Annotated in this window: 14 protein-coding genes and 1 riboswitch; of the genes, 7 read left to right on the top strand and 7 right to left on the bottom strand. The window is 40.9% G+C overall.

Annotated features, from left to right (window positions below):
• The first annotated feature begins 202 nt into the window (after positions 1-202).
• Positions 203-5,212, top strand: coding sequence for a choice-of-anchor L domain-containing protein (locus C4S54_RS05105; protein WP_146059962.1), 5,010 nt, complete (start codon positions 203-205; stop codon positions 5,210-5,212).
• On the opposite strand, the gene C4S54_RS05100 is transcribed toward C4S54_RS05105, so the two are convergent.
• Both C4S54_RS05100 and C4S54_RS05095 read right to left on the bottom strand, forming a co-directional pair.
• A complete protein-coding gene (locus tag C4S54_RS05100) occupies positions 5,209-6,351 on the bottom strand; it encodes an anti-sigma-I factor RsgI family protein (RefSeq protein WP_103868578.1) in 1,143 nt (380 codons plus the stop codon). The two genes, C4S54_RS05105 and C4S54_RS05100, sit on opposite strands and share 4 nt — an antisense overlap.
• Positions 6,352-6,362: 11 nt before the next feature.
• Positions 6,363-7,115, bottom strand: coding sequence for a sigma factor (locus C4S54_RS05095; protein WP_103868577.1), 753 nt, complete (start codon positions 7,113-7,115; stop codon positions 6,363-6,365).
• Between the two features lie 167 nt (positions 7,116-7,282).
• Here C4S54_RS05095 and C4S54_RS05090 point away from each other — a divergent pair, with 167 nt between their 5' ends.
• From C4S54_RS05090 to clpX, 3 genes are all read left to right on the top strand, one after another.
• On the top strand, positions 7,283-7,954 hold the full coding sequence (locus tag C4S54_RS05090; protein ID WP_103868576.1) for a hypothetical protein: 672 nt from the start codon (positions 7,283-7,285) through the stop codon (positions 7,952-7,954).
• A 157-nt stretch (positions 7,955-8,111) separates the two neighbouring features.
• Positions 8,112-8,714 (top strand): ATP-dependent Clp endopeptidase proteolytic subunit ClpP, encoded by a 603-nt coding sequence (gene clpP / locus C4S54_RS05085; RefSeq protein ID WP_022774545.1) that lies wholly within the window; start codon positions 8,112-8,114, stop codon positions 8,712-8,714.
• A 14-nt stretch (positions 8,715-8,728) separates the two neighbouring features.
• The gene (gene clpX, locus C4S54_RS05080) at positions 8,729-9,997 is read left to right on the top strand and encodes an ATP-dependent Clp protease ATP-binding subunit ClpX (RefSeq protein WP_022774546.1); all 1,269 of its coding nucleotides are present in this window, start codon (positions 8,729-8,731) and stop codon (positions 9,995-9,997) included.
• Between the two features lie 54 nt (positions 9,998-10,051).
• Here clpX and yihA read toward each other — a convergent pair whose 3' ends face one another.
• Positions 10,052-10,660 (bottom strand): ribosome biogenesis GTP-binding protein YihA/YsxC, encoded by a 609-nt coding sequence (yihA, locus tag C4S54_RS05075; RefSeq protein ID WP_103868575.1) that lies wholly within the window; start codon positions 10,658-10,660, stop codon positions 10,052-10,054.
• A gap of 103 nt (positions 10,661-10,763) precedes the next feature.
• Here yihA and C4S54_RS05070 point away from each other — a divergent pair, with 103 nt between their 5' ends.
• Positions 10,764-11,363 carry an HdeD family acid-resistance protein gene (locus tag C4S54_RS05070; RefSeq protein WP_103868574.1) on the top strand — a complete coding sequence of 200 codons (600 nt, stop codon included), beginning with the start codon at positions 10,764-10,766 and terminating at the stop codon, positions 11,361-11,363.
• 22 nt (positions 11,364-11,385) lie between these two features.
• Complete coding sequence (locus C4S54_RS16205; RefSeq protein ID WP_242973743.1) at positions 11,386-12,576, top strand: cob(I)yrinic acid a,c-diamide adenosyltransferase; 1,191 nt, start codon at positions 11,386-11,388, stop codon at positions 12,574-12,576.
• Between the two features lie 64 nt (positions 12,577-12,640).
• Here C4S54_RS16205 and C4S54_RS05060 read toward each other — a convergent pair whose 3' ends face one another.
• From C4S54_RS05060 to C4S54_RS05045, 4 genes are all read right to left on the bottom strand, one after another.
• The gene (locus tag C4S54_RS05060; protein ID WP_103868573.1) at positions 12,641-14,374 is read right to left on the bottom strand and encodes a methyl-accepting chemotaxis protein; all 1,734 of its coding nucleotides are present in this window, start codon (positions 14,372-14,374) and stop codon (positions 12,641-12,643) included.
• 127 nt (positions 14,375-14,501) lie between these two features.
• A riboswitch (cyclic di-GMP riboswitch) is annotated at positions 14,502-14,577 on the bottom strand.
• A 185-nt stretch (positions 14,578-14,762) separates the two neighbouring features.
• The gene (gene clpB, locus C4S54_RS05055) at positions 14,763-17,357 is read right to left on the bottom strand and encodes an ATP-dependent chaperone ClpB (RefSeq protein ID WP_103868572.1); all 2,595 of its coding nucleotides are present in this window, start codon (positions 17,355-17,357) and stop codon (positions 14,763-14,765) included.
• Positions 17,358-17,576: 219 nt separating this feature from the next.
• Entirely contained in the window at positions 17,577-19,430 is a 1,854-nt protein-coding gene (locus C4S54_RS05050) for a hypothetical protein (protein ID WP_103868571.1), read from the bottom strand.
• A gap of 180 nt (positions 19,431-19,610) precedes the next feature.
• Positions 19,611-19,793 (bottom strand): DUF4250 domain-containing protein, encoded by a 183-nt coding sequence (locus C4S54_RS05045; RefSeq protein ID WP_103868570.1) that lies wholly within the window; start codon positions 19,791-19,793, stop codon positions 19,611-19,613.
• Between the two features lie 242 nt (positions 19,794-20,035).
• On the opposite strand from C4S54_RS05045, the gene C4S54_RS05040 reads away from it, so the two are divergent.
• Positions 20,036-20,761, top strand: coding sequence for a CpsB/CapC family capsule biosynthesis tyrosine phosphatase (locus C4S54_RS05040; protein ID WP_103868569.1), 726 nt, complete (start codon positions 20,036-20,038; stop codon positions 20,759-20,761).
• Positions 20,762-20,770 lie beyond the last annotated feature (9 nt).

Raw genomic sequence — 20,770 nt, 5'->3', positions numbered from 1 at the left:
GATTATAAAGAGGATTCTTGCGCAAGCTAATCGCTTGCGCGAGAGTCCTTTTTTTTCGTATATGCGTAATTATCGCTCGTTTATATTTTTATTTTGACGTAGCATTTTTATAAAAAAGTTAGATTTACATCGTTAACTAATATAGCAAAACGTACGATAAACAGATAAGTAATAGTCTTTTTATTAAGGGTGATTAATGTTCATGACTATTAAATCAGTACTTAATAAAAGAATAGCTGCAATATCTATGTCATTTGTGTTGGCAGCATCTGTCATCAATTTGACATCTTTTGCCAAGCCCGAAAAAGATGATGCGAAAGTCATCAGTAGTTTTCTAGAACTTCCTGAGGGTATTGCTACCCAGCGTCTGTCTGTGGGGGATCCGTTTGAAAAGATAATATTCCCGGATAATTTAATAGCATATGTGGTAACTGAAGGTGGAGAAGCTTCGTCACTTCTATCTTCTGATGAGTCTGCAGTTTCACTTAGCGCTTCAAGTGGAGATTCGGCAGATGCTGCAGCAAGCAGTAGCAGTTCACTAGACGAGGCAGATGCTGCTGCAAGCGCATCAACTGAAGAAGAGCATTCCGATGCAGCAACAGCAGGAAGTATGGTCGATAACCAAACTGATAGCAGTGAAAGCGGCTCTTCCCAAAATGAAAATGCCACTGAATCAGATACATCAGCCAAAGACAATACGATTGATGAATCCGGTGATGGGAATACAGACGAAAATAACAGTGATGGAAATAAAGACGAAGAGGCTACAAGTGAAGGCATAAATTCTGTAAATGATCAGGATGAAGAAGATAGTACCTCTGACAGTGACCAGGTGGATGCAAATACTGACTCCGGAAACGGGGATGAGGAAGGCGATGGTAATTCCGGAAATGGTGCTGAAAATTCTGAGGATGATCAGGATAAAGGCTCAGATAGTGAGGACAGTGATAATTCAGAAGAAACTTCAGGTGACAGCGCTAAGTTAACATTATGGGAGAGACTTTTTGGCAGAATAACAGTTTATGCTGCTGAAGAAGATGACGATAAGACATCATCTTACATAGCACCCGGAGATTACAACGAAGACGATACTGAAGATGATATTGATAAAGAGGATGATGAGAGAACTCTTGAAGAAATCTCGATTTCAGGAATTGAGTGGAAACTTGATGACACCAAGAGTACTTCGGAGGAATTTAATACTAAGGAATCCGGGGCAGTATTTGTTTACTTTCCTGTTATTTCTGATGAATACAGGATTGAGAGTAGTTTTCCAACTATCACTGTATATGTGGATGAGAAAAAAGAGGATGAAGAAGCTGTTTCTTTTGAACAGACCAGTATTATAAATGGCGTTTCAATAACTGTGAAGGCAGCCGAAGGAGTATTCCCGAAAGGTGCGCGCCTTATAGTAAGCCAGGTGTCTCAAAATGAAGAGGAGCAGATCTTAGATGCTGTAGAAAAGGAAAGAACTGATGATGTCAATGTGGCAGTATCATATTCTTTTGATATAAAGATCGTTGATAAAGATGGAAAAGAATTGCAGCCTGATACTTCAAAGGGTGAAGTAAAGGTTAGCTTTTCTCTGGTGGAAGTGGAAAATGATAACCTTGATACAGAAGTTTATCATGTGGCAGACGAAGCGGGAGACCTTAATGCGTCAAAGCTTGATGCAGAAACTAGTGGAAATGAAGTTACTGTAGAAACTGACGGCTTTTCTTTTTACACTGTTGAGTTCACCTATGGGAAGATCGAATACTCAATTAAAGGCGGCGGAAGGGTATTTCTTTCAGAAATCCTTGATGCAGTGGGACTTAAAGGAACTGCTACGGATGCGAGATCAAGCGATGAGGACCTGGTCAGTGTAAAAAGAAATGACGAAGGCGAGATATATCTTGTTTCCAACAGGGAGTTCCATTCAGATGAAAAGCTTGAAGTGGATATTAGTGGTATAACCTATGAGATCCTTATGACCGATGCAACTGTTACTGCAGGTAACGGAACCTTGGTATACGATGATGATTTTAGTAAGTCTGCCGGTGATCTGGTAAAAGAAATCCTCGGAGGCGGTATAGCTGCAACTAACGAGTCAAGGACGGGAACAGTATATACGTTTTCAAATGGACTAGCAGATGTAGGGATAGATGCAGGAATTATTCTTGATACAAGCGGAAAGATTGCTGGTGGAAATGATGCGCAGCTTAATTCAATTAAGGACTCTGCCTATAGCTATGGCGGCCATACGTCCACTTTGGAGTTTTCGCTGGTTGCCAATGGACCTCTTTTGACATTTAATTATGCTTTTGCTTCAGGAGAGTTTAATCAGGGGCCGCAATTTAATGATATATTTGGACTCTTTGTAAGTGTCAATGGCGGAGCATATGACAATATTGCGCTTATAACAAGGACAAATGGAAGCCAGGTTCCTGTCACTATAAATAACTTAAGAGCCGGTGTTGACGGCACTGAGATGAGTGGTGGTACCAGTACTACTTTAGGAGGAATTCACAGTCTTTTTACAGAAAAGCAAATTCAGATTAATGGCGGTACTATTAATGGAGTTTCTAATGTTTTTACAGCCCAGAAACAGGTTAACATTGGAGATACAGTAAAGATCAAGCTTGCAATCTGTGATATTACAGACACTGCTGTTAATTCGTATATTTTCATAGAGGCGGGCTCTCTTTCCTTCCATGCGCCTGAGGCTGAGATTGGATATATTGATGAAGAACTGGATAATCTTGATCCGTCATCTCTATTTGAAATAACAACTGATGACGGCACTATCCTTAGCATAACCTCATCGGGAAGTGGTGTTATTCCGCTTATAGGAACGGATGACAACGGAACACCTTATAACATTATTGATACTGCTGTAGCTATAGTAAAAAAAGGTACCGGCGGATACGGAGATTCACCTCCACAGCTGCTGGCTATTCCTCCAAGGCCAATAGCTGAAGATATAGATCCAAGTGGCGGAGGGATATCTGCTGATCCTGAGACGGTTTCAGTTATTTTCCCAGCTCCTGATCCTACGAAGCCTTTACAGAAATACAGGCTTTATGATAAAGATGGCAATGAGATCCCTGGAAGAGACTGGGTGGATGCACCAATGGATGGGACTCCTTTGACATTTGGAGGACTTGATGAAGATACTGATTATATTATAAAGACCTGGATTCCGGCTACAGACAGTAATTTCAAATCCGAAATTTCTGAAGGTACAACGGTACATACAAGACTAAACCCTGTGGATCTTTTACGTATCATTGTTACTGAGCCTGATAAAAAGACCATAGTCGCAGACGGCGAGTATCATTCATTTGTTTGTACTTCTGACCCGGCTGATGCGATCCTCAGATATTCAATTGGTGATGATAAGCATAACGGGTACTCTACGCCTATTTTCAAGGACGTTGGTCAGTATACAGTCTACTATCAGGCGGCTAAGGTTGGCTATGTGACAGAATATGGAAGCATGATAATAACCATATTGCCCCCTGAAAAAGAGACAATTGTGGATCTTGAAAATGGGGATGTGGAAAGCTCAATTTCCTCTGTAAAGGCTGATAAACTCTCGGATTATACGGATGAGCAGACAGGAGATAAGGTCAGAGTAAGACTTTTTGTAACTCCTAAAAAACCTGAAGATATTGATAGTGGCATTGTAAATAGCGTCACTTCGAAGATAGAAAGCCTCTATGACAGCGAAGTATTAGATAATGTGAAAAAAGAGTTTTTGGATATTGGTGTTACAAGGCGTATCAATGACGAAGATCCTGAGAATATCCATGACCTTGACAGGACAATAGAGATTGAAGTCGGCTTTGATATGACTGATAAAGAGGACTTTAAACTTGTCAGAGAACACGATGGAGAAGTCCTTGCCTTTGCTTCACTTTCAGACAGGCCAACAGATGACTATGTTGATGGTACTGTATATTTTGGTGAAGATGTGATCTGCATCTATTCAAGGTACTTTTCTACATATGTTCTTTCATATGTAGTTCCTGTGGAAGTAGTTCCGGAGCCGGAACCAGAGCCTGAACCAGAACCACAGCCTGAGCCAACGCCAACTCCTACACCGGAGCCACAGCCAGAGCCAAAGCCAGAGGCTAAACCGGAACCAAAGCCTGCACCAGCGCCAACTCCGGAGCCTACACCTGATCCGGAAGTAAAACATGAGGAAGTGGTTTATACTCCGGCCCCAGTGGAAGTGCCAGCGCCTCCTGTGATCATAACTCCGGGAAGAGCCCCTAAGACCAGTGGATTCTATGTTGGAAAGTTTACCGGAGTGTGGATTCTTATCCTTGAGGCAATTATTACAGTTTTACTGGCAGGTATATATATTTACATAGGTGAAAAGAAAAAAGATAAGCTGTGGTACAAGGATGGATGGAAGTCCATATGCCGCGTAGGACTTTTGATAATGGCTGTTTCTTTTATCCTTATATACAGGCTTAACCAGGACTATATAAAGTCTAAGGCTATGTACGATGAAGTAAAGAATGAATATGTCACTACTTCATCAGGAAACGCCGGTAAGATGACAGTTACAAGCGCGGCTGTAAGTAAAACTGTAGCAGAGTCTTTTGGCTATGCGGATGAGCAGGTGCTTGTGACGAGTGCGTCAAATGACTGGTGGAATCTTGCTCAGGTCGATGTAAAAGAAATGAGCAAAGACTATGTGGATGCCGTTGGATGGATAATGTTTGAAAACGAGGATATAAGCTATCCTATAGTTTATAGCGGCGATAATACCACTTACCTTGAGACTGCATACAATGGAGAGTGGGCCAATGCTGGAGCGATATTTGTAGATGGCCTTTCAACCCCTGATTTTAACGACCCTAATACTCTGATCTATGGCCATAATATGGGTAATCTTACCATGTTTGGTAAACTTAAATTCTATGAGAATGACAAAGAGTATTATGATGAGCACAAATTCTTCCAGATATTTACGAAGGACAAGGTTTATCGCTACCAGATATTTGCCTGCAAACTGATCTCTGATGATCACGAGATCTATTATGCATATGGACAGGATCCAAGGCATTACTGGAGTGCACTCAGTGATATCATCAAGAATGCAGATGTTGAATCAAGTGTTGCGCCTCAGAGCCTTGACCATATAGTTACGCTCTCTACCTGTACTTACGATGATTCCATGAGACTGGTAATATGTGCAGCAAGAGTTGATGAGCACTAATTTGTTGGTGACGGAGCATTTTGCGGAGCCGACGGCATTTCTGAAATGCCTTTAGAACCGGTATCTTGTGGTACCGGTTCTTTTATTGCATTATTATTGGTTTCGTTTGGGGCACCTTCTGTAGTTGGCCTGTTATCTGCAGGAGGAGCATTTTCTGAAGCAACGCTATTTTCTTTGGAAGCTTCATTTAACTGAGATGTATTTTGACTATCTGGTGCTATTTGCAAATCAGGATTGTTGTTGTCACCGGATGGGATGTCGGGATTTTGCAGGCTCTCGGGATCTTCAATTGGGATTTGCTTATCAGTTGTGTTTTCCTCCGGAATCTCGCCTGGAATTTCAGAAGGACCATTTCCGTTACCTTCAGCACCAGAGTACTCTGAGAGTATCTCTTTTACGGGGAGTGACTTATAAACATCTTTAAGTGTTGATAAGTCCTGGCTGTTATCACCGGTAAAAGAATCAGTTTCATTTAGAGGAGTGTTATCAGCTATCTGCTTCATGGCTTCGAGCCTTCCGGTACTCATACCGGAGTCTATGGCTTCCTGCCTTGAAGCTATATTAGATTCAAGGAGGCAAAGACTGATATTGCTATCATCAAAAGCTTCGGATATATCACCAGAAAGATCACTGTAAGAGCGTTCACTTCCGGGGACGACATCAATTAGTATTGAGGCATCGTCACCGAGGAGATAATTGTTTTCCTGCAAAACAGCAACTGTTTCTGATAGTGCATCGGAAAGACTTTTGTTTTTCAGACTATCACTAAGGGCATCAACAACCTCGGCAGCATCGTCATTGAGGGCGGTTACGTTTATTACCCTGTTCAGTCTGTTTAAGGTGTATTCTATGGATGGATTTACATCGACTGTAACATAGGAATAGGCAAGAGCTGTCTCGTACATATAGGAGAGGCCTGCAGCAATGATGATAAGGGCAGCAGCCGCATATGGCAGAAATAATCTATACATGCTTTGATGCCTGTTTTTTTTGCCTCTTATATGACAGGTTGTTGGCGAGTCTGCAATGACTGATATTTCCTGGCCGACGTCAAAGTTACCGGCTATTTTTCTAAAGCATCCGTCATCGCAAAGAACGGCACATATTCTTTTCTTTTTTTCCATTACAATTGCGTGCATGATCTGTCCCTTTACAAATTTGATGGAGAGTTAGTTATAAACCACATATATTCTGAAAGCTGTGGATAATCACCATTTATTATCAGTGTTGCAGTGATTATGTAGCGTCTGTATCTATCCAGCATTTTTCTTGATATCCGGCTTTTTTCCTCGAGTTCTTTCATTGGAAGAGTTTTTGAACGTTTCATTTTCTGCAGCAGTTCTTCTGAAGTTAACATCACCTTTATAGCCTTAGCGCATGCTCTCTTAGTCTTTTCCGTGCAGGGGGAGCATTTTGTCAGATCCATAAAGCTAAAACCATAGTCAGTAAGCTTGCTGCTGATCTCTGCTATCTCATCCTTTACAGTTACCTGATGGTCTATGGAATTTTGCTTTGCATAAGAAATATTTGCTGATTTTTCCTTGAGCTCAAATGAAATAGGAGACTCCTTGTCCTCATCTATTTCTCCTTCAAAAAGGTAGGGTTCTACGCTAAGCTCGCATTCATGGTGCTTTGCCTTTCTCATATGATCAAGAAGCCTTCTTTTTATGACCAGATTTGCAAAACTTGAGAAAGCTCCTTTGGAAATATCGTAAGAATCGATAGCTTCAAGGAAAGCGCTAAGTGCAATGGAGTACTCATCATCACTTTCTGTTATGAATCTTCCCACACATTTATATGCACAGTATTTTATGTACCCTGTGTTTTTTTCAATAAAAGAATTCAGCTGAGACGGAGTATTTTTTACCTCTATGACTTCTTCGCTAAATGCATTCTTTTCCATAATTAACTCCCGAGTATATTGAATTATTCGAATATGGATGGACAAAGAATGGGGTAGCCCGCCAAAAAAGATTTTTTGAATTTTTTTAATGTGACCCCACTATATTTGTTTGCTTGCAAGAAATATTACTGTGAGGAACTAAAAATAAATTAAAAATGGAGGAATCTATGATGAAAAGAATAATAGGAACAATGACAGCAATAGCTTCGGCGATTATAATGCTTGCGACTGTGCAGGTTACAGCCATGGCAGCACCTCAGGCAAAAGATGCGCAGCCACCTGCTCAGGGAGCGACACCTGCCCAGGGCGAAGCACCTGAAAAACCAGAGGGTGAGGCACCAAAAGAGGGTGAAGCTCCTAAAGAAGAGCCTAAGGATGGAGAAAAGCCTTTAGCAGACGCAGATATGACAACTTTGCTTGAAAATCTTCTTGAGTCGATCGAAGCTCTGGATGATGAAGATGTAAAAGAAAACATTACAGAATTATATGATGCATTTGTAGATGCTCTTGATGCAGAGCAGGCAGCAATAGATGCAGAATCTGATGAAGATACATTAGCTGAAGTTAAGCAGGCTGTTGAAGATGCGAGAGCAGCGCTGCAGAGCGCTTTGGAAGAAGCAGGTATCGATTTTGACCTTGAGCCAAAGACAGGTGATGAGGCACCAGAGGCTATTGAGAATGGTGAAGAGTTATCCGAAGAAATTGCACCAAAGGATGCAGAGCCTGCCGTAAATGAAGATGGAAGTGCTGATAAATCTGTTGAGAAGACAAGCCCTATCAAGAAGATTGGAAACGCAATAAAGAGCTTTTTTAACAAATTATTCAAGAAGAGCGAATAATTAAGAGTTTATTAAATTGTGCGAAAGACTTTCAAAAAACAGTATTTAGCCGTATAATATAGTGTGGTTGTGTATAGTTTTTTAGCTGTGCAGACCACACTATTTAGGTTTAGTGGTAAATAATGCTTTTTGATAAGGCAAGGTTGGAGGACAGATAATGAGTTTAATACCTTATGTCATTGAACAAACAAGCCGTGGAGAGAGATCTTACGATATTTACTCCAGACTTTTAAAAGAAAGAATCGTATTCCTTGGTGAGGAAGTTAATGCTACATCAGCAAGTATTGTGGTTGCACAGCTTCTTTTCCTTGAGGCAGAGGATCCTAACAAGGATATCCACATGTACATTAACAGTCCTGGAGGAGAGATCACTTCCGGAATGGCTATCTACGATACAATGCACTACATCAAGTGTGATGTAAGCACAATCTGTATAGGTATGGCTGCCAGCATGGGTGCGTTCCTTCTTGCAGGTGGTGCAAAGGGTAAGAGAATGGCACTTCCTAACGCTGAAGTAATGATCCATCAGCCACTTGGCGGAACACAGGGCCAGGCTACAGAAATCGAGATCGCTGCAAAGCACATTCTCAGAACAAAAGAGAAGATGAACAGAATGCTTGCAGAAAATACAGGAAAGACATATGAGCAGGTTTGCGCAGATACAGAGCGTGACAACTGGCTTTCAGCTCAGGAAGCTCTTGACTACGGTCTTATCGATTCCATTATTGAGAATCGTCCTGTAGAAAAGGAATCTAAGTAATCAAAGGAGATGTTATGGCAGGAAAAAATTCCGGAGAGATCAGGTGCTCTTTTTGTAACAAGACACAGGATCAGGTAAAAAAGTTAATAGCAGGACCTGCAGGAGTATATATTTGTGATGAGTGCGTTGAAATATGCGCAGATATCATAGAGGAAGAGTTCGAGGACGAGCCTGTTGCAGCCAGTGAGAAGAACATCAATCTTCTCAAACCGGTTGAGATCAGAAACTTTCTTGATGAGTATGTAATCGGACAGGATGAAGCTAAAAAGGTTTTAGCAGTTTCTGTTTATAACCATTACAAGAGAGTTCTTGCTCCTAAGAGCGAGGACAAAAACGATGTTGAGCTTCAAAAGAGTAACATCATCATGATCGGACCTACAGGTTCCGGTAAGACATATCTTGCGCAGACACTTGCCAAGATCATAAATGTTCCTTTTGCTATCGCTGATGCTACTACTCTTACTGAGGCAGGATATGTTGGTGAGGACGTTGAGAATATTCTTCTTAAACTTATCCAGAACGCTGACTACGATATTGAAAGAGCTCAGTATGGAATTGTTTATATCGATGAAATTGATAAGATCACCAAAAAGAGTGAGAATGTATCTATAACAAGAGATGTTTCAGGTGAAGGTGTACAGCAGGCACTTCTTAAGATCGTAGAAGGTACTGTTGCAAGTGTTCCACCTCAGGGCGGAAGAAAGCATCCTCATCAGGAGCTTATCCAGATTGATACAAGCAATATCCTCTTCATCTGCGGCGGTGCATTTGATGGTCTTGATAAGATCGTTGAGGCAAGACTTGACAGAAATTCAATCGGATTTAATGCAGAGATTGCTGATAAGTCAGAAAGAGAGATCGGAGAGGTTCTTAAAGAGGTAACACCTCAGGATCTTGTAAAGTTTGGTCTTATTCCTGAGTTTGTAGGACGTGTACCGATCACAGTTACTTTGGAAGGTCTTTCCAAGGAAGCTTTGGTCAAGATTCTTACAAAGCCAAGGAATGCACTTGTTAAGCAGTATCAGAAGCTCTTTGACTTCGATGATGTTAAGCTTACATTCGAGGATGAAGCAGTTCAGAGAATTGCTGAGATGGCTTATGAGAGAGAAACAGGAGCCCGTGGACTTCGTTCTATCATGGAGAAGACTATGATGGATGTTATGTATCAGATTCCTTCTGATGACACCATCAGTGAGTGCGTTATCACAGATGCTTCTGTAGATGGCACAAGCCAGCCACTCATTGTCCACAAGGACAGCAAGAAATTAAAACAGGCTAAATAAATAAAAGCTGTGAAAAATGAGAGATCATTTTTCACAGCTTATTTTTTGCTTCATTTAAGCTTCATTTGAAGGAGATGCTTCCGCGAGCAGTTCATCCATGAAATCGTAGATTTCCTGTCTTCCTTCTTTGGATAATGCTGAATATGGGAAGATTTTAATTTCATCAGGAAGGCCAAGGCCGTTCCTTAACATGTTCAGGTGCTTTTCACGCTGAGAAGGTTTGATCTTGTCAGCTTTGGTAGCGATGATGACCGGCTGGAAGCCCTGATGGACGATCCATTTGTACATCTGAACGTCGTTGGCTGAGGGCTCGTGACGAATATCGATAAGAAGGAAAACTCTAAGGAGCTGCTTGGATGTGTGGAGGTAGTTTTCAATCATTTTTCCCCACTGCTCCTTAACCTTTTCGGGGACACGAGCAAATCCATATCCCGGGAGGTCTACAAGATAGAACTCGTTGTTTATATTGTAGTAATTGATTGTCTGAGTTTTTCCGGGCTCCTGTGAAGTTCTGGCATAGTTTTTACGATTCATAATGCCGTTGATGAGGGAGCTTTTTCCTACATTACTTTTTCCTGCGAAGGCAAATTCAGGAAACTGATTGTCCGGAAGTGTGCTTGTGATTCCACAAACTGTTTCAAGATTTACATTTTTGATAACCATACTATTCTCTCTATTCTTTGTAATTGATGCTTAACAATAATCATTGATTAAGTTAAAATTTAAGGTGAATGTTAATACATTATAGCATATTCGGAGGCAGAGTATGGAAACACTTAAAAAAATGAAGTTAAATTACGTGATTGAAGCCATTGTGATGATTGCTATAGGTGCTGTTCTTATATTCTGGACAGAAGCAAGTCTTCTCATCATGGCAAGAGCGTTGGCAATCCTGCTGGTAATAGCAGGTGTGATATTTGTATTCAGCTATTTTTTACATAAAGAGCGCAGTATAGTAATGTCGGGCGGTTTTGCAATGGGAGTGATTATTGCAGCCATTGGTGTATGGATTTTCCTTAAGCCTGACGCATTTACCGATTTTATCCCCAAGCTCTTTGGCGTATTTATCCTTCTTAGCGGACTTATGAATCTGGGGCAGACAATCTCCCTTGTAAGCTATAGATATTCACTTTGGTGGATCTCATTGATCCTTGCAGTAGGAACTATCGGTATGGGAGCATTTCTTTTGTTTAATCCTAAGGATGCAAAAGAAATAGCGGTGACTATCATCGGAATATTCCTGGTTTATGATGGAATCACCAATCTGTGGACAATATCAAGAGTCTCCAAGTATGCAAAGAGAGTTAACCAGGAGATGAATGCTGTTGATGCTGAAGCAGTTGTTGAGGATGTAGATAAAAAGTAATGCTGGAAATTGAGGAACAATAATGACATTTGAACCAATAGAGGTATCGCTTGATGAGGGCTGCATTGATGCTTTCATCAGGCGATATCATTTTAATGACAATGAAAAAGCAGAAATAATAAGAATCTACAGGAAGATTGCTCCAAGAGTTCATGCTATTTTTCACCATATCATCGAAGAGGATGAAGAGGGAAAAAAGTCTGCACTGGTAGTAGCAAGCCTTGGACGAGCAATTGACGAGTTTCAGAATAATCTTTTGGAAAAAGGAAATATTCAGGAAGCCTACATTGTTGATTGTCTGGGACTGGATCTTTTATCACTTGCCTATGAAAAAATAGATGAAAAGCTCCATGAGTCCACAGGTCTTTATGCTGGCGGATATCAGTTTGCAGGGAGTGATGGCTTTTCACTCGAAAGTATTCCTGAAGCCATGAAAAAGCTTGGACAAAAGAAAATAAGATATAATGACGCCTTTGTGCTTGTTCCCAAAAAGAGTGTTGTGTTTAGGACTCAACTATTTGAAAATCAGCAGGAAAAGCATTCCAAGTGTAGTAGCTGCAGCGCTGAAAAATGCGTATACAGGACAAGTGAGTATGCCGGAGCTACAAGAGTTTTGAAAGATAATGCAGCTGTGAAAATAGATTTGTCGAAAGAGAAGAGAGAAAACATGGGAAATGTTGATAATGAGCCCAAAGGTCTGATCCACCTCTATACCGGCGATGGTAAGGGCAAGACTACAGCATCTATCGGACTTGCCATAAGGGCAGCAGGAGCCGGCAAAAAAGTTGTATTCACCCAGTTCATGAAAGGAAGAAAAACTTCAGAACTAAACTCTTTTGACAAGATCCCCAATATCAAAGTCATAAGGAGTGAGAAAAACCTCGGCTGGTTCAAAAAGGACTCAGAAGAATCCATAGCTGCTTTTACAAACGAACACAACAGAATCCTCACAGAAATAGAAAAACTCATAAGCGGTGGAGAGTGTGACGTCCTTATCATGGATGAATCCACCTACCCCTACAACTATGGCATCATCGACAAAGCAAGATTTGAAGCGCTTATCACTAATAAACCCGTTTCAATGGAAATTGTCCTCACAGGCAGAAATGCCCCTGACTTCTTCGTTGAACATGCTAATTACATCACAGAGATGAAAAAAATAAGGCATCCCTACGACGGGGGCATTGAAGCGCGCCTGGGCATTGAATATTAACAAAAAGAGCCCCATCTGGCTTATACAGCTGTGATGAGGCTCTTTATTTGTGCTATCTTTGCGATTATGAATTTGCTTCACTTAATGTGAAGAAGGACATTTTTTCGTTGAGGGTTTCTGCCATGTCACGGAGGTCATTGGCAGCACTGCTTATAAGAGAAAATGTTGCGTTAAGCTCCTCCATGGAAGCGTTTGTTTCCTCTGTTGATGCTGCGTTCTGCTGTGATATTGCAGAGAGCTCTGTGATAATGTCTGAGAATCCTGCCTTAAGCTCGTTGAGCAGGTGAATCTTTTTGGAGATGAGCTTTGTTGAGCTGTCTACGTTATTTACGTTTTCAACTACTACGTCCATATCATCCTTTGTTGTGTTGAGCTGTGTGTTCTGCTCCTGCATGCTCTTGCCAAGGAGTTCTATTGTCTCAACATTTTTCTGTGACTCAGCTACGAGTGACTCAACAATCTGCTTGATTGAAACAGCTGCCTCTTTTGACTGCTGTGAGAGGTTACCGATCTCTGTAGCAACCACTGAGAATCCTTTGCCGTACTCACCGGCCCTTGCAGCCTCGATAGAAGCATTGAGAGAAAGAAGATGAGTCTGCTCAGCGATTGCAGTGATCATGTTTGAAGCTTCTGCAATGTTTTTAACTGAATCGTTTGTTGTGCGGATCTGGTTGTGGATGTCCTGCATTGAAGACATAACGCCCTGATTTTTGTCCATAAGGTCGTTAAGTGTTTCAACAGTTCTCTGTGCACCGGACATCATCTCATTTGCTGCATTTGAAAGATCTTCAATTCTTCCTGTGATCTCGTCAATGCTGTCACCCATCTGGTTAGTATTTGCAACTGAACTTTCCATGCTCTCAGCCTGGGAAGCAGCGCCGCGGCTGATATCTTCAACAGCTGCTGTAATCTGCTCAGCAACGTTAGATGCTGACTCAGCAGAAGTGGCAAGCTTTACACCTGAATTTGTAACGTCTTCTGAGAGTTTTTTGGTTGCACTGATAACATCCTGCAACTTATCACGAACCATAGCGGAACTTTCTGCAATTACACCAAGCTCATCCTTACGGTTGAATGTACGATCATTGATGTAGAAAGAAAGTTCACCATCTTCCAGATTCTTAAGTCCAGAAACGATGTCACGTATTGATCTTGTGGATGTGCTTATCAAATAGCGGGCAACACCAAAATTAAATAAAAAGAAACATACAAAAGTTATAACAATAGAACGAAGCGCTGCGTTCATATTTGCTTTTACGATAGAAGTATCACGTCCTGCAAAAACCATACCAACAACAGAACCATCAGAGTTCTTAAGTGGAAGATAGTATGCGTACCAATCCTGACCTGCAATCTCAAAATTTGAAGCAAGATATTCGTTACCGCTATTAAGTACTTCGCTTATTACAGCTTCAGAAGCTTTTGTTCCTTCCATACGCTGACCTGTAGTTGCGTCTGTAAGAGATGTAACAAAACGTGTATCACCATAAAATAATGTATAGTGCATACCGGTTTTCTCATGAAGTGCATCGAGCTGTGCCTGATAAATGTCGTGAACAGCTACGTCACCTTTCATAAGCTGACCATCTTCTGAAAGTGTCCAGTCACCCTGAAACTGATTTGATACTTCATCATCTAAAAGTACAGCTGCCGCGTGCAGACCCTCAGAGAATGATGTGAGATAAGCTTTCTGGATGTTCCTGAATCCAATTATGCCTACACATGCAGCCATAAGCAGTGCAAGCACTGATGCAATAAGTATTATACCGCGGACCATGTTTCTGTTTTTCTTGTTCATTTTTTTTCCCTTTCCTCTAACCGACCACTTAACATTGTTTTGTCATGGAAGATAAAAAACTTATGACAAAAAAAGCATGGGACGAAAATGTCCCATGCTCCTATTAGTTAAGTAATAACCTACTTAAAGGTACAACTGGCTGACATTTTAAAGTCCCTATAGCTTTGCGTCACAGGCTTTGGCCTGCTTTGCCAAATGTAAAATTAAAAACTAGTGAGGATTATAATGTACCAGCTTACTTAATGCAATATTTATTTTTTGTTTATAAAAAATTTATATACTGTTTTGCATAAATGACAAAGCTTACCACTTTAATTTGGTGATATTGCACAAGCGTTAAATTGTACACGCAATTTAGCTTTTAGTGTGTTGCAAAGCAAAAAATTTATCATATATTTTGGGCATTTGCAACAAGTTCGCCATTTTCTACGTCAAAAGTGATAATATCGTGTGGTTTTACTTTATCTTCAAGAATGATCTTGGCAGAAAGTGTTTCCACATATTTTTGTATGTAACGCTTAAGAGGTCTTGCGCCGTATATAGGATCGTAGGCGTTATCAATTACATAGCTCTTGGCAGCATCTGTGAGCTTTATGCTGATTTCTCTGTCGGATAGACGCTTATTGAGATCATTTATTACAAGATCGACTATTCCGCCGATGTTGTCCTTGGTGAGAGGCTTAAACATTATTATTTCATCAAGCCTGTTCAGGAACTCAGGTCTAAAGTGAGAACGCAAATCTTCCATTGTGGCCTTTTCAGCATCTTCACTTATTGAACCGTCATCTCTGATACCATCGAGCAGATACTGAGCTCCAATATTTGAAGTCATTATCAGGATAGTATTCTTGAAATCTACAGTTCGTCCCTGTGAATCAGTAATTCTTCCGTCATCAAGCACCTGAAGAAGAATATTGAATACATCAGGGTGGGCTTTTTCTATCTCATCGAAAAGAACGACAGCATAAGGTTTTCTGCGAACAGCCTCAGTAAGCTGACCGCCTTCCTCATAACCTACATATCCTGGAGGCGCTCCTATAAGCCTGGACACACTGTATTTTTCCATGTATTCGCTCATGTCAATTCTGACCATGTTGTTCTCATCGTCAAACAGTGACTGGGCAAGGCTCTTGGCAAGTTCTGTCTTACCAACACCTGTTGGACCAAGGAAAAGAAATGACCCTATAGGCTTACTTGGATCCTTGATACCGGCTTTGGATCTCATAATGGCTTCGGATACTTTTACAACGGCATCATCCTGACCAATTACTCTCTGATGAAGCTCATCAGGAAGATGAAGAGTCTTGTTTCTCTCACTCTCTGTGAGCTTGTTTACAGGAATGCCTGTCCATCTGCTGATGATTCCGGCAATCTCGTCCTCTGAAACTTTTTCGTGTACAAGGGCACCGTCTGCCTCTTTTTCTTTGGCTTTTTCCTCAGCCTCTTCAAGCTGTTTTTTGAGAGCAGGGAGCTTTCCATACTGGAGCTCACCGGCTTTCTCATAGTCGCCATCTCGCTGGGCAATGGCAATCTCTGAATTGATGGTATCAATCTGTTCACGCATTGCTGCAAGCTTATCTACAGCTTCTTTTTCATTGGACCACTGAGCCTTTCTGGTATCAAAGTCTTCCTTAAGTTCAGCAAGCTCTTTCTGAAGATTCATAAGTCTCTCTTTGCTGAGGGAATCATCTTCCTTTTTAAGGGCAGCCTCTTCAATCTGCATCTGCATGATTTTACGGTTTAGTTCATCGAGCTCAGCGGGCATTGAATCCATCTCAGTTTTGATGAGAGCACAGGCTTCATCCACAAGGTCGATTGCCTTATCAGGAAGGAATCTGTCTGAGATGTATCTATTAGAAAGAACAGCGGCACTAACAAGAGCACTGTCCATGATCTTAACGCCATGGAAAACTTCATATCTCTCTTTTAATCCACGAAGGATACTGATGGTGTCCTCAACTGTAGGCTCTTCAACCATAACAGGCTGAAAACGTCTCTCAAGAGCGGCATCCTTCTCAATATACTGTCTGTATTCATTGAGGGTGGTAGCACCGATGCAGTGGAGCTCGCCTCTTGCAAGCATTGGCTTAAGCATATTACCGGCATCCATGGCACCGTCTGTTTTACCTGCACCTACTATAAGATGAAGTTCATCTATGAAAAGAATTATCTCTCCATCGGAGGCCTTGACGTCCTCAAGGACTGCCTTTAACCTCTCCTCGAATTCGCCGCGGTATTTGGCACCGGCTACCAGCGCACCCATATCAAGTGAAAAGATCTTTTTATCCTTAAGAGCAGTTGGGACATCGCCACTGGCAATTCTCTGGGCAAGGGCCTCAACGACTGCAGTCTTGCCGACACCGGGCTCACCGATAAGAACAGGATTGTTCTTGCTCTTTCTGGACAGGATCCTGATCACATTACGTATTTCTGTGTCTCTTCCTATTACAGGGTCGAGCTTTTGCTTTTTGGCTTTCTCTACCAGCTCTGTTCCATATTTACTTAAGGTGTCATAGGTTGCCTCAGGGTTGTCAGTTGTAACATTTCTGTTGCCTCGTACCTCTGAAAGGACCTGAAGGAATCTGTTTCTGTCGATACCAAATTCTCTGAAGATCTCTTTTACTTCTCTGTTGGGCTTCTTAATAAGAGACATAAACAGATGCTCGACGGATACGTACTGATCTCCAAGAGCCCTGGCTTCATCCTCAGCAGACAAAAGAGCTTTGTTGAGGTCGGCTCCGATGTAGGGCTGTCCGCCGGAAACTTTGGTTCTCTTTTCAATAGCGGAGATGATTCTGTTTAGGAAAGCTTCCTTATCTATGCCCATTTTCTCTATGAGCTTGGAAATAAGGCTGTCCTCAATAGTCATGAGAGAGTACAGAAGGTGTTCCTGTTCAATCTCCTGATTGCCATATTCAATAGCCACTTTTTCGCAGCCATTGACAGCTTCGATAGATTTTTGTGTGAATTTCTGTATATTCATAAAGTTCCCTCCTCATAAAAAAGGATCAATATACAATTGTTATTGTTGTTCTATTACAACTATAACACAGAAAATGATAATGTCAAATCCTATTTTTATGAATTACCAGGACTGGGGCAGAAATTCGTAAAGAGGCAATAAAATACAGGGACTGCGATGAGTGCAGCCCCTGTATTTGGGGTGAAATATATGAACGTTTAAAAGGGGTTCATTATTATATTATTTAAGAAGAGTTCTTTTTCCTGACTTTCTGATAACTGTTATTGCTGTAAATCCTGCAAGAAGGATAAACATAACTCTTATAGGTGCATTGGTTGTATCTTCTGTTGAAGCTCTTCTTGCACCAAGAACTGCTGCTTTATTTGTATCTCTGCTTGCACCAAGAACTGCGCCCTGTTCAGGAACTGCTGCCAAAGGAGCAGGAGCTTCTTCGATTGTTATCGCTGCAGGTGCAGGTGCTGTAGTAACTGCGTCTTCAGCAGGTGCAGCGTCGTCAGCTGCATCAGGAGTACCATCAGATGGCGTTTCATCTGCAGGAGCTGCAGGTGCCGGAACTTCTGGAACAACCGGAGTGATAGTAGGAACTACCGGTATTACAGGAGTTATTTCAGGAATAACTTCAGGTTCAGGCTCAGGTGTTACTTCTATTTCAGGCTCTGCAAGAAGATCCATAAGACTTATATGATCTAAGTAAGATCTTTTACTTGGAGCAGCGAGTTTTTCCATAATATTTGGAGTAAAGTCTATAAGGTTTAAGGTTGGCTCTTTTGGAACATTGTATGTCTTATAATTATTTTTCAGAGGATACCATAAATAGTTATATGTCATGTAGATTTCCGGAATATCAGATGGATATAAGGTTCCATCCTTGAATGATACTCTATGCGATGCCCCACAGTTGATAATATATTCTGAAAAATTTGCCGCAGCTTCGCAAATGGAGTATTGACTCCAAAAGCCCATCAGGTGAGATTCATCTGTGTTCATATAAAATGATGCATACCCTGGTTCAGTGCTCTCAAGCTGAACTGCAGCAGAATAAAAAGTTATTATGTCATTTTCGTCTATCTCAAAATCTTCTGTGTAGTAAAGGTTTACTTCTGGAAAAAGGTGCTCAATATGGACCGGAACAGCGTTGCCTGATTTTATTTCTGCTTCCTCAATTACATAGGAGTTTGCCATGGAAAATACTGCGTTTTCATCGGAATTTTTTGGAACAGAAGCATTTGCTTCATTATTTGCTTTGATCATTGTGGCATTGTATTGCTCTACGGAAGAGTAACCCAAAGCAAGTATTTTTCCTTCTATTACGAGGTCCTTATTATACTGTGTAAGTTCTTCCTCATACTGCGCTTGAAGCTGCGCGTTTTCACTCTCTACTTCAGCAGCCCTTGCAAGTTGTTCCTGATTGTTCTGCTCGATTTCTTCGTTCTTTTTCTCAGTATCTATAAGCGCCTGCTCATATTCTTCATCAACAGCCTTGTTGTAGTCATCAACCTGCTGGTTGTAATTCTCAGCTTCCTGGTTGTACTGGCGGATCTTGTCGTTATCAAGTTCGCCTTCAATCTCAGGCTTTGTCGGTTCTACAGGGGCAGAAGATGCGCTTTCTGGTGTTCCATTGTTTTCTTCACTCTGTGCATTTTCATTATTTTCTGTCTCATCGCCTAAATTATTGTCATCATTGTTTGATGTGCTATTATCTGTTTCATCGGAATTGCCTGCTTCATCAGACTCGTTTTCTTCGCCTGCGTCATTGCCATTGGTATCGGATTCATTATCGTCTGCTTCATCATTTGAAGCATTTTCTTCGGCGTTCTCGTTATTTTCATTATTATTGTTGTTTTCAGCAGCATCGTTGTTGTCACCGGCTTCATTATTTTCTTCAGCATCGTTGTTGTCACCGGCATCACCGTTCTCACTGCTGTCGTTTGTTTCTTCTTCATTTTCCTGCTGTTCATCTGCGGCGTAGGACTTAAGACTCATTCCTGCAGCTGATGAAAAAGATACAGCGGCTGAAAGGAAGATCACCATCATGTTCTTTAATTTGTAGTTCCAATAATTTTTTCTCATCATAACATTCACCCTCACTTTTCGTTTATATGTGCGTTTCACCCTTTTGTTAGGGTCATAATAACAAGAGCGCAATCATGAAAATTATCATAATTGCGCTCTGAAATGTTTATTAACCAAATGTTTATGATGGCTTTATTTTCTTTATTTTTGGGTTATATTTTGTATTGAATTTTTAGAAAATTAAGAAAATTTATTGTTGACTTTATCGTATATATAGCCGATGCCTTTTAGTTTAGATACAATATCTTGTAATTCATCATTTGAAATATCGAGGCCTTCCTGAAGAGCTTCAAGGCTTCCGTATTCATCTCGAAGTTTCATATTGATAAAACTAAGTAGCATTACAGGGTCCTGTGGAATCATGATCTTTCTCCTTTGTTTGTATGTTCTGTGATTATGGCATTTTGGCCATGCTGCATTTAACAGTTTATCATTCTGTTTTTTTATCAGCAAGAATAAGCATTTTTAGCCACCCAACATATTGGTTAAAATTTTATAAATTACCACATCATGTTGAAACGCCCGAAAATAAAGGTGTATAATTATTTTGATATATCATATATTTTTGTGCGGTCATTCGAAAAAGCTAAAAAGGTAGATGGTAAATGCAGACTTGTATTGATATTCATTGTCATGTAATGCCTGGAGTTGATGATGGTTCGCCGGATATGGAAACGAGCCTGAAAATGCTGCAGATAGCTGAAAAAGACGGCATTGTGGCCATGATCCTGACACCGCATCATAAGCCTATGCATCATAATGTAAGCCCTGCGCACAACGCATCTTACAAAGATTCTCTTAAAAGCAAAGCCAAAGATCTTGGATTAAAAATAAAGCTTTATTCCGGAAACGAAATATATTACAGCGAGAAGGTTCTTGAAGAGCTCGAAGAGGGTAAGATATGTACTCTGGCTGGATCTGATTATGTCCTTGTTGAGTTTCATCCAACCAATCCCTATAAAGCGATTCATAATGCAGTTTATCAGTTACTTGGAGCGGGATATATTCCTATTATTGCCCATGTTGAAAGATACAGTGACATAGTGTCTCACCCGTCTTATATAGAAGAGCTGATAAGTATGGGCTGTTATATACAGGTAAATGCTTCCAGTGTAATGGGGAAATATGGTTTTGGTATAGCTCATTTTACTAAGAAGATATTGAAAAAGCGGCTGGTTCATTTTGTGGCCTCTGATGCCCATGACACAGGAAGAAGGGCACCACATTTACAGGACTGCAGGAACTATGTGGATAAGAAAATAGGCGCTGATTATGGTCAAAAGATTTTTTGCGATAATCCATTAAGCGTTTTAAAAAATGAAGTGATATAAACTGTGCAG

The sequence above is a fragment of the Butyrivibrio sp. Su6 genome, from assembly GCF_900108105.1.
GTDB lineage: Bacteria > Bacillota > Clostridia > Lachnospirales > Lachnospiraceae > Butyrivibrio.
The sequence above is the reverse complement of the archived record's forward strand: the minus strand, read 5'-3'. Positions and strand labels throughout refer to the sequence as shown.

Coding starts and splice junctions, on each gene's coding strand:
- C4S54_RS05045 (WP_103868570.1), bottom strand. CDS start 19,793: ATGATTCCACAGGACCCTGTAATGCTACTTAGTTTTATCAATATGAAA.
- C4S54_RS05040 (WP_103868569.1), top strand. CDS start 20,036: ATGCAGACTTGTATTGATATTCATTGTCATGTAATGCCTGGAGTTGAT.
- C4S54_RS05060 (WP_103868573.1), bottom strand. CDS start 14,374: ATGAACAAGAAAAACAGAAACATGGTCCGCGGTATAATACTTATTGCA.
- clpP (WP_022774545.1), top strand. CDS start 8,112: ATGAGTTTAATACCTTATGTCATTGAACAAACAAGCCGTGGAGAGAGA.
- C4S54_RS05100 (WP_103868578.1), bottom strand. CDS start 6,351: ATGCACGCAATTGTAATGGAAAAAAAGAAAAGAATATGTGCCGTTCTT.
- clpB (WP_103868572.1), bottom strand. CDS start 17,357: ATGAATATACAGAAATTCACACAAAAATCTATCGAAGCTGTCAATGGC.
- C4S54_RS05090 (WP_103868576.1), top strand. CDS start 7,283: ATGATGAAAAGAATAATAGGAACAATGACAGCAATAGCTTCGGCGATT.
- C4S54_RS16205 (WP_242973743.1), top strand. CDS start 11,386: ATGACATTTGAACCAATAGAGGTATCGCTTGATGAGGGCTGCATTGAT.
- C4S54_RS05095 (WP_103868577.1), bottom strand. CDS start 7,115: ATGGAAAAGAATGCATTTAGCGAAGAAGTCATAGAGGTAAAAAATACT.
- clpX (WP_022774546.1), top strand. CDS start 8,729: ATGGCAGGAAAAAATTCCGGAGAGATCAGGTGCTCTTTTTGTAACAAG.
- C4S54_RS05070 (WP_103868574.1), top strand. CDS start 10,764: ATGGAAACACTTAAAAAAATGAAGTTAAATTACGTGATTGAAGCCATT.
- C4S54_RS05050 (WP_103868571.1), bottom strand. CDS start 19,430: ATGATGAGAAAAAATTATTGGAACTACAAATTAAAGAACATGATGGTG.
- C4S54_RS05105 (WP_146059962.1), top strand. CDS start 203: ATGACTATTAAATCAGTACTTAATAAAAGAATAGCTGCAATATCTATG.
- yihA (WP_103868575.1), bottom strand. CDS start 10,660: ATGGTTATCAAAAATGTAAATCTTGAAACAGTTTGTGGAATCACAAGC.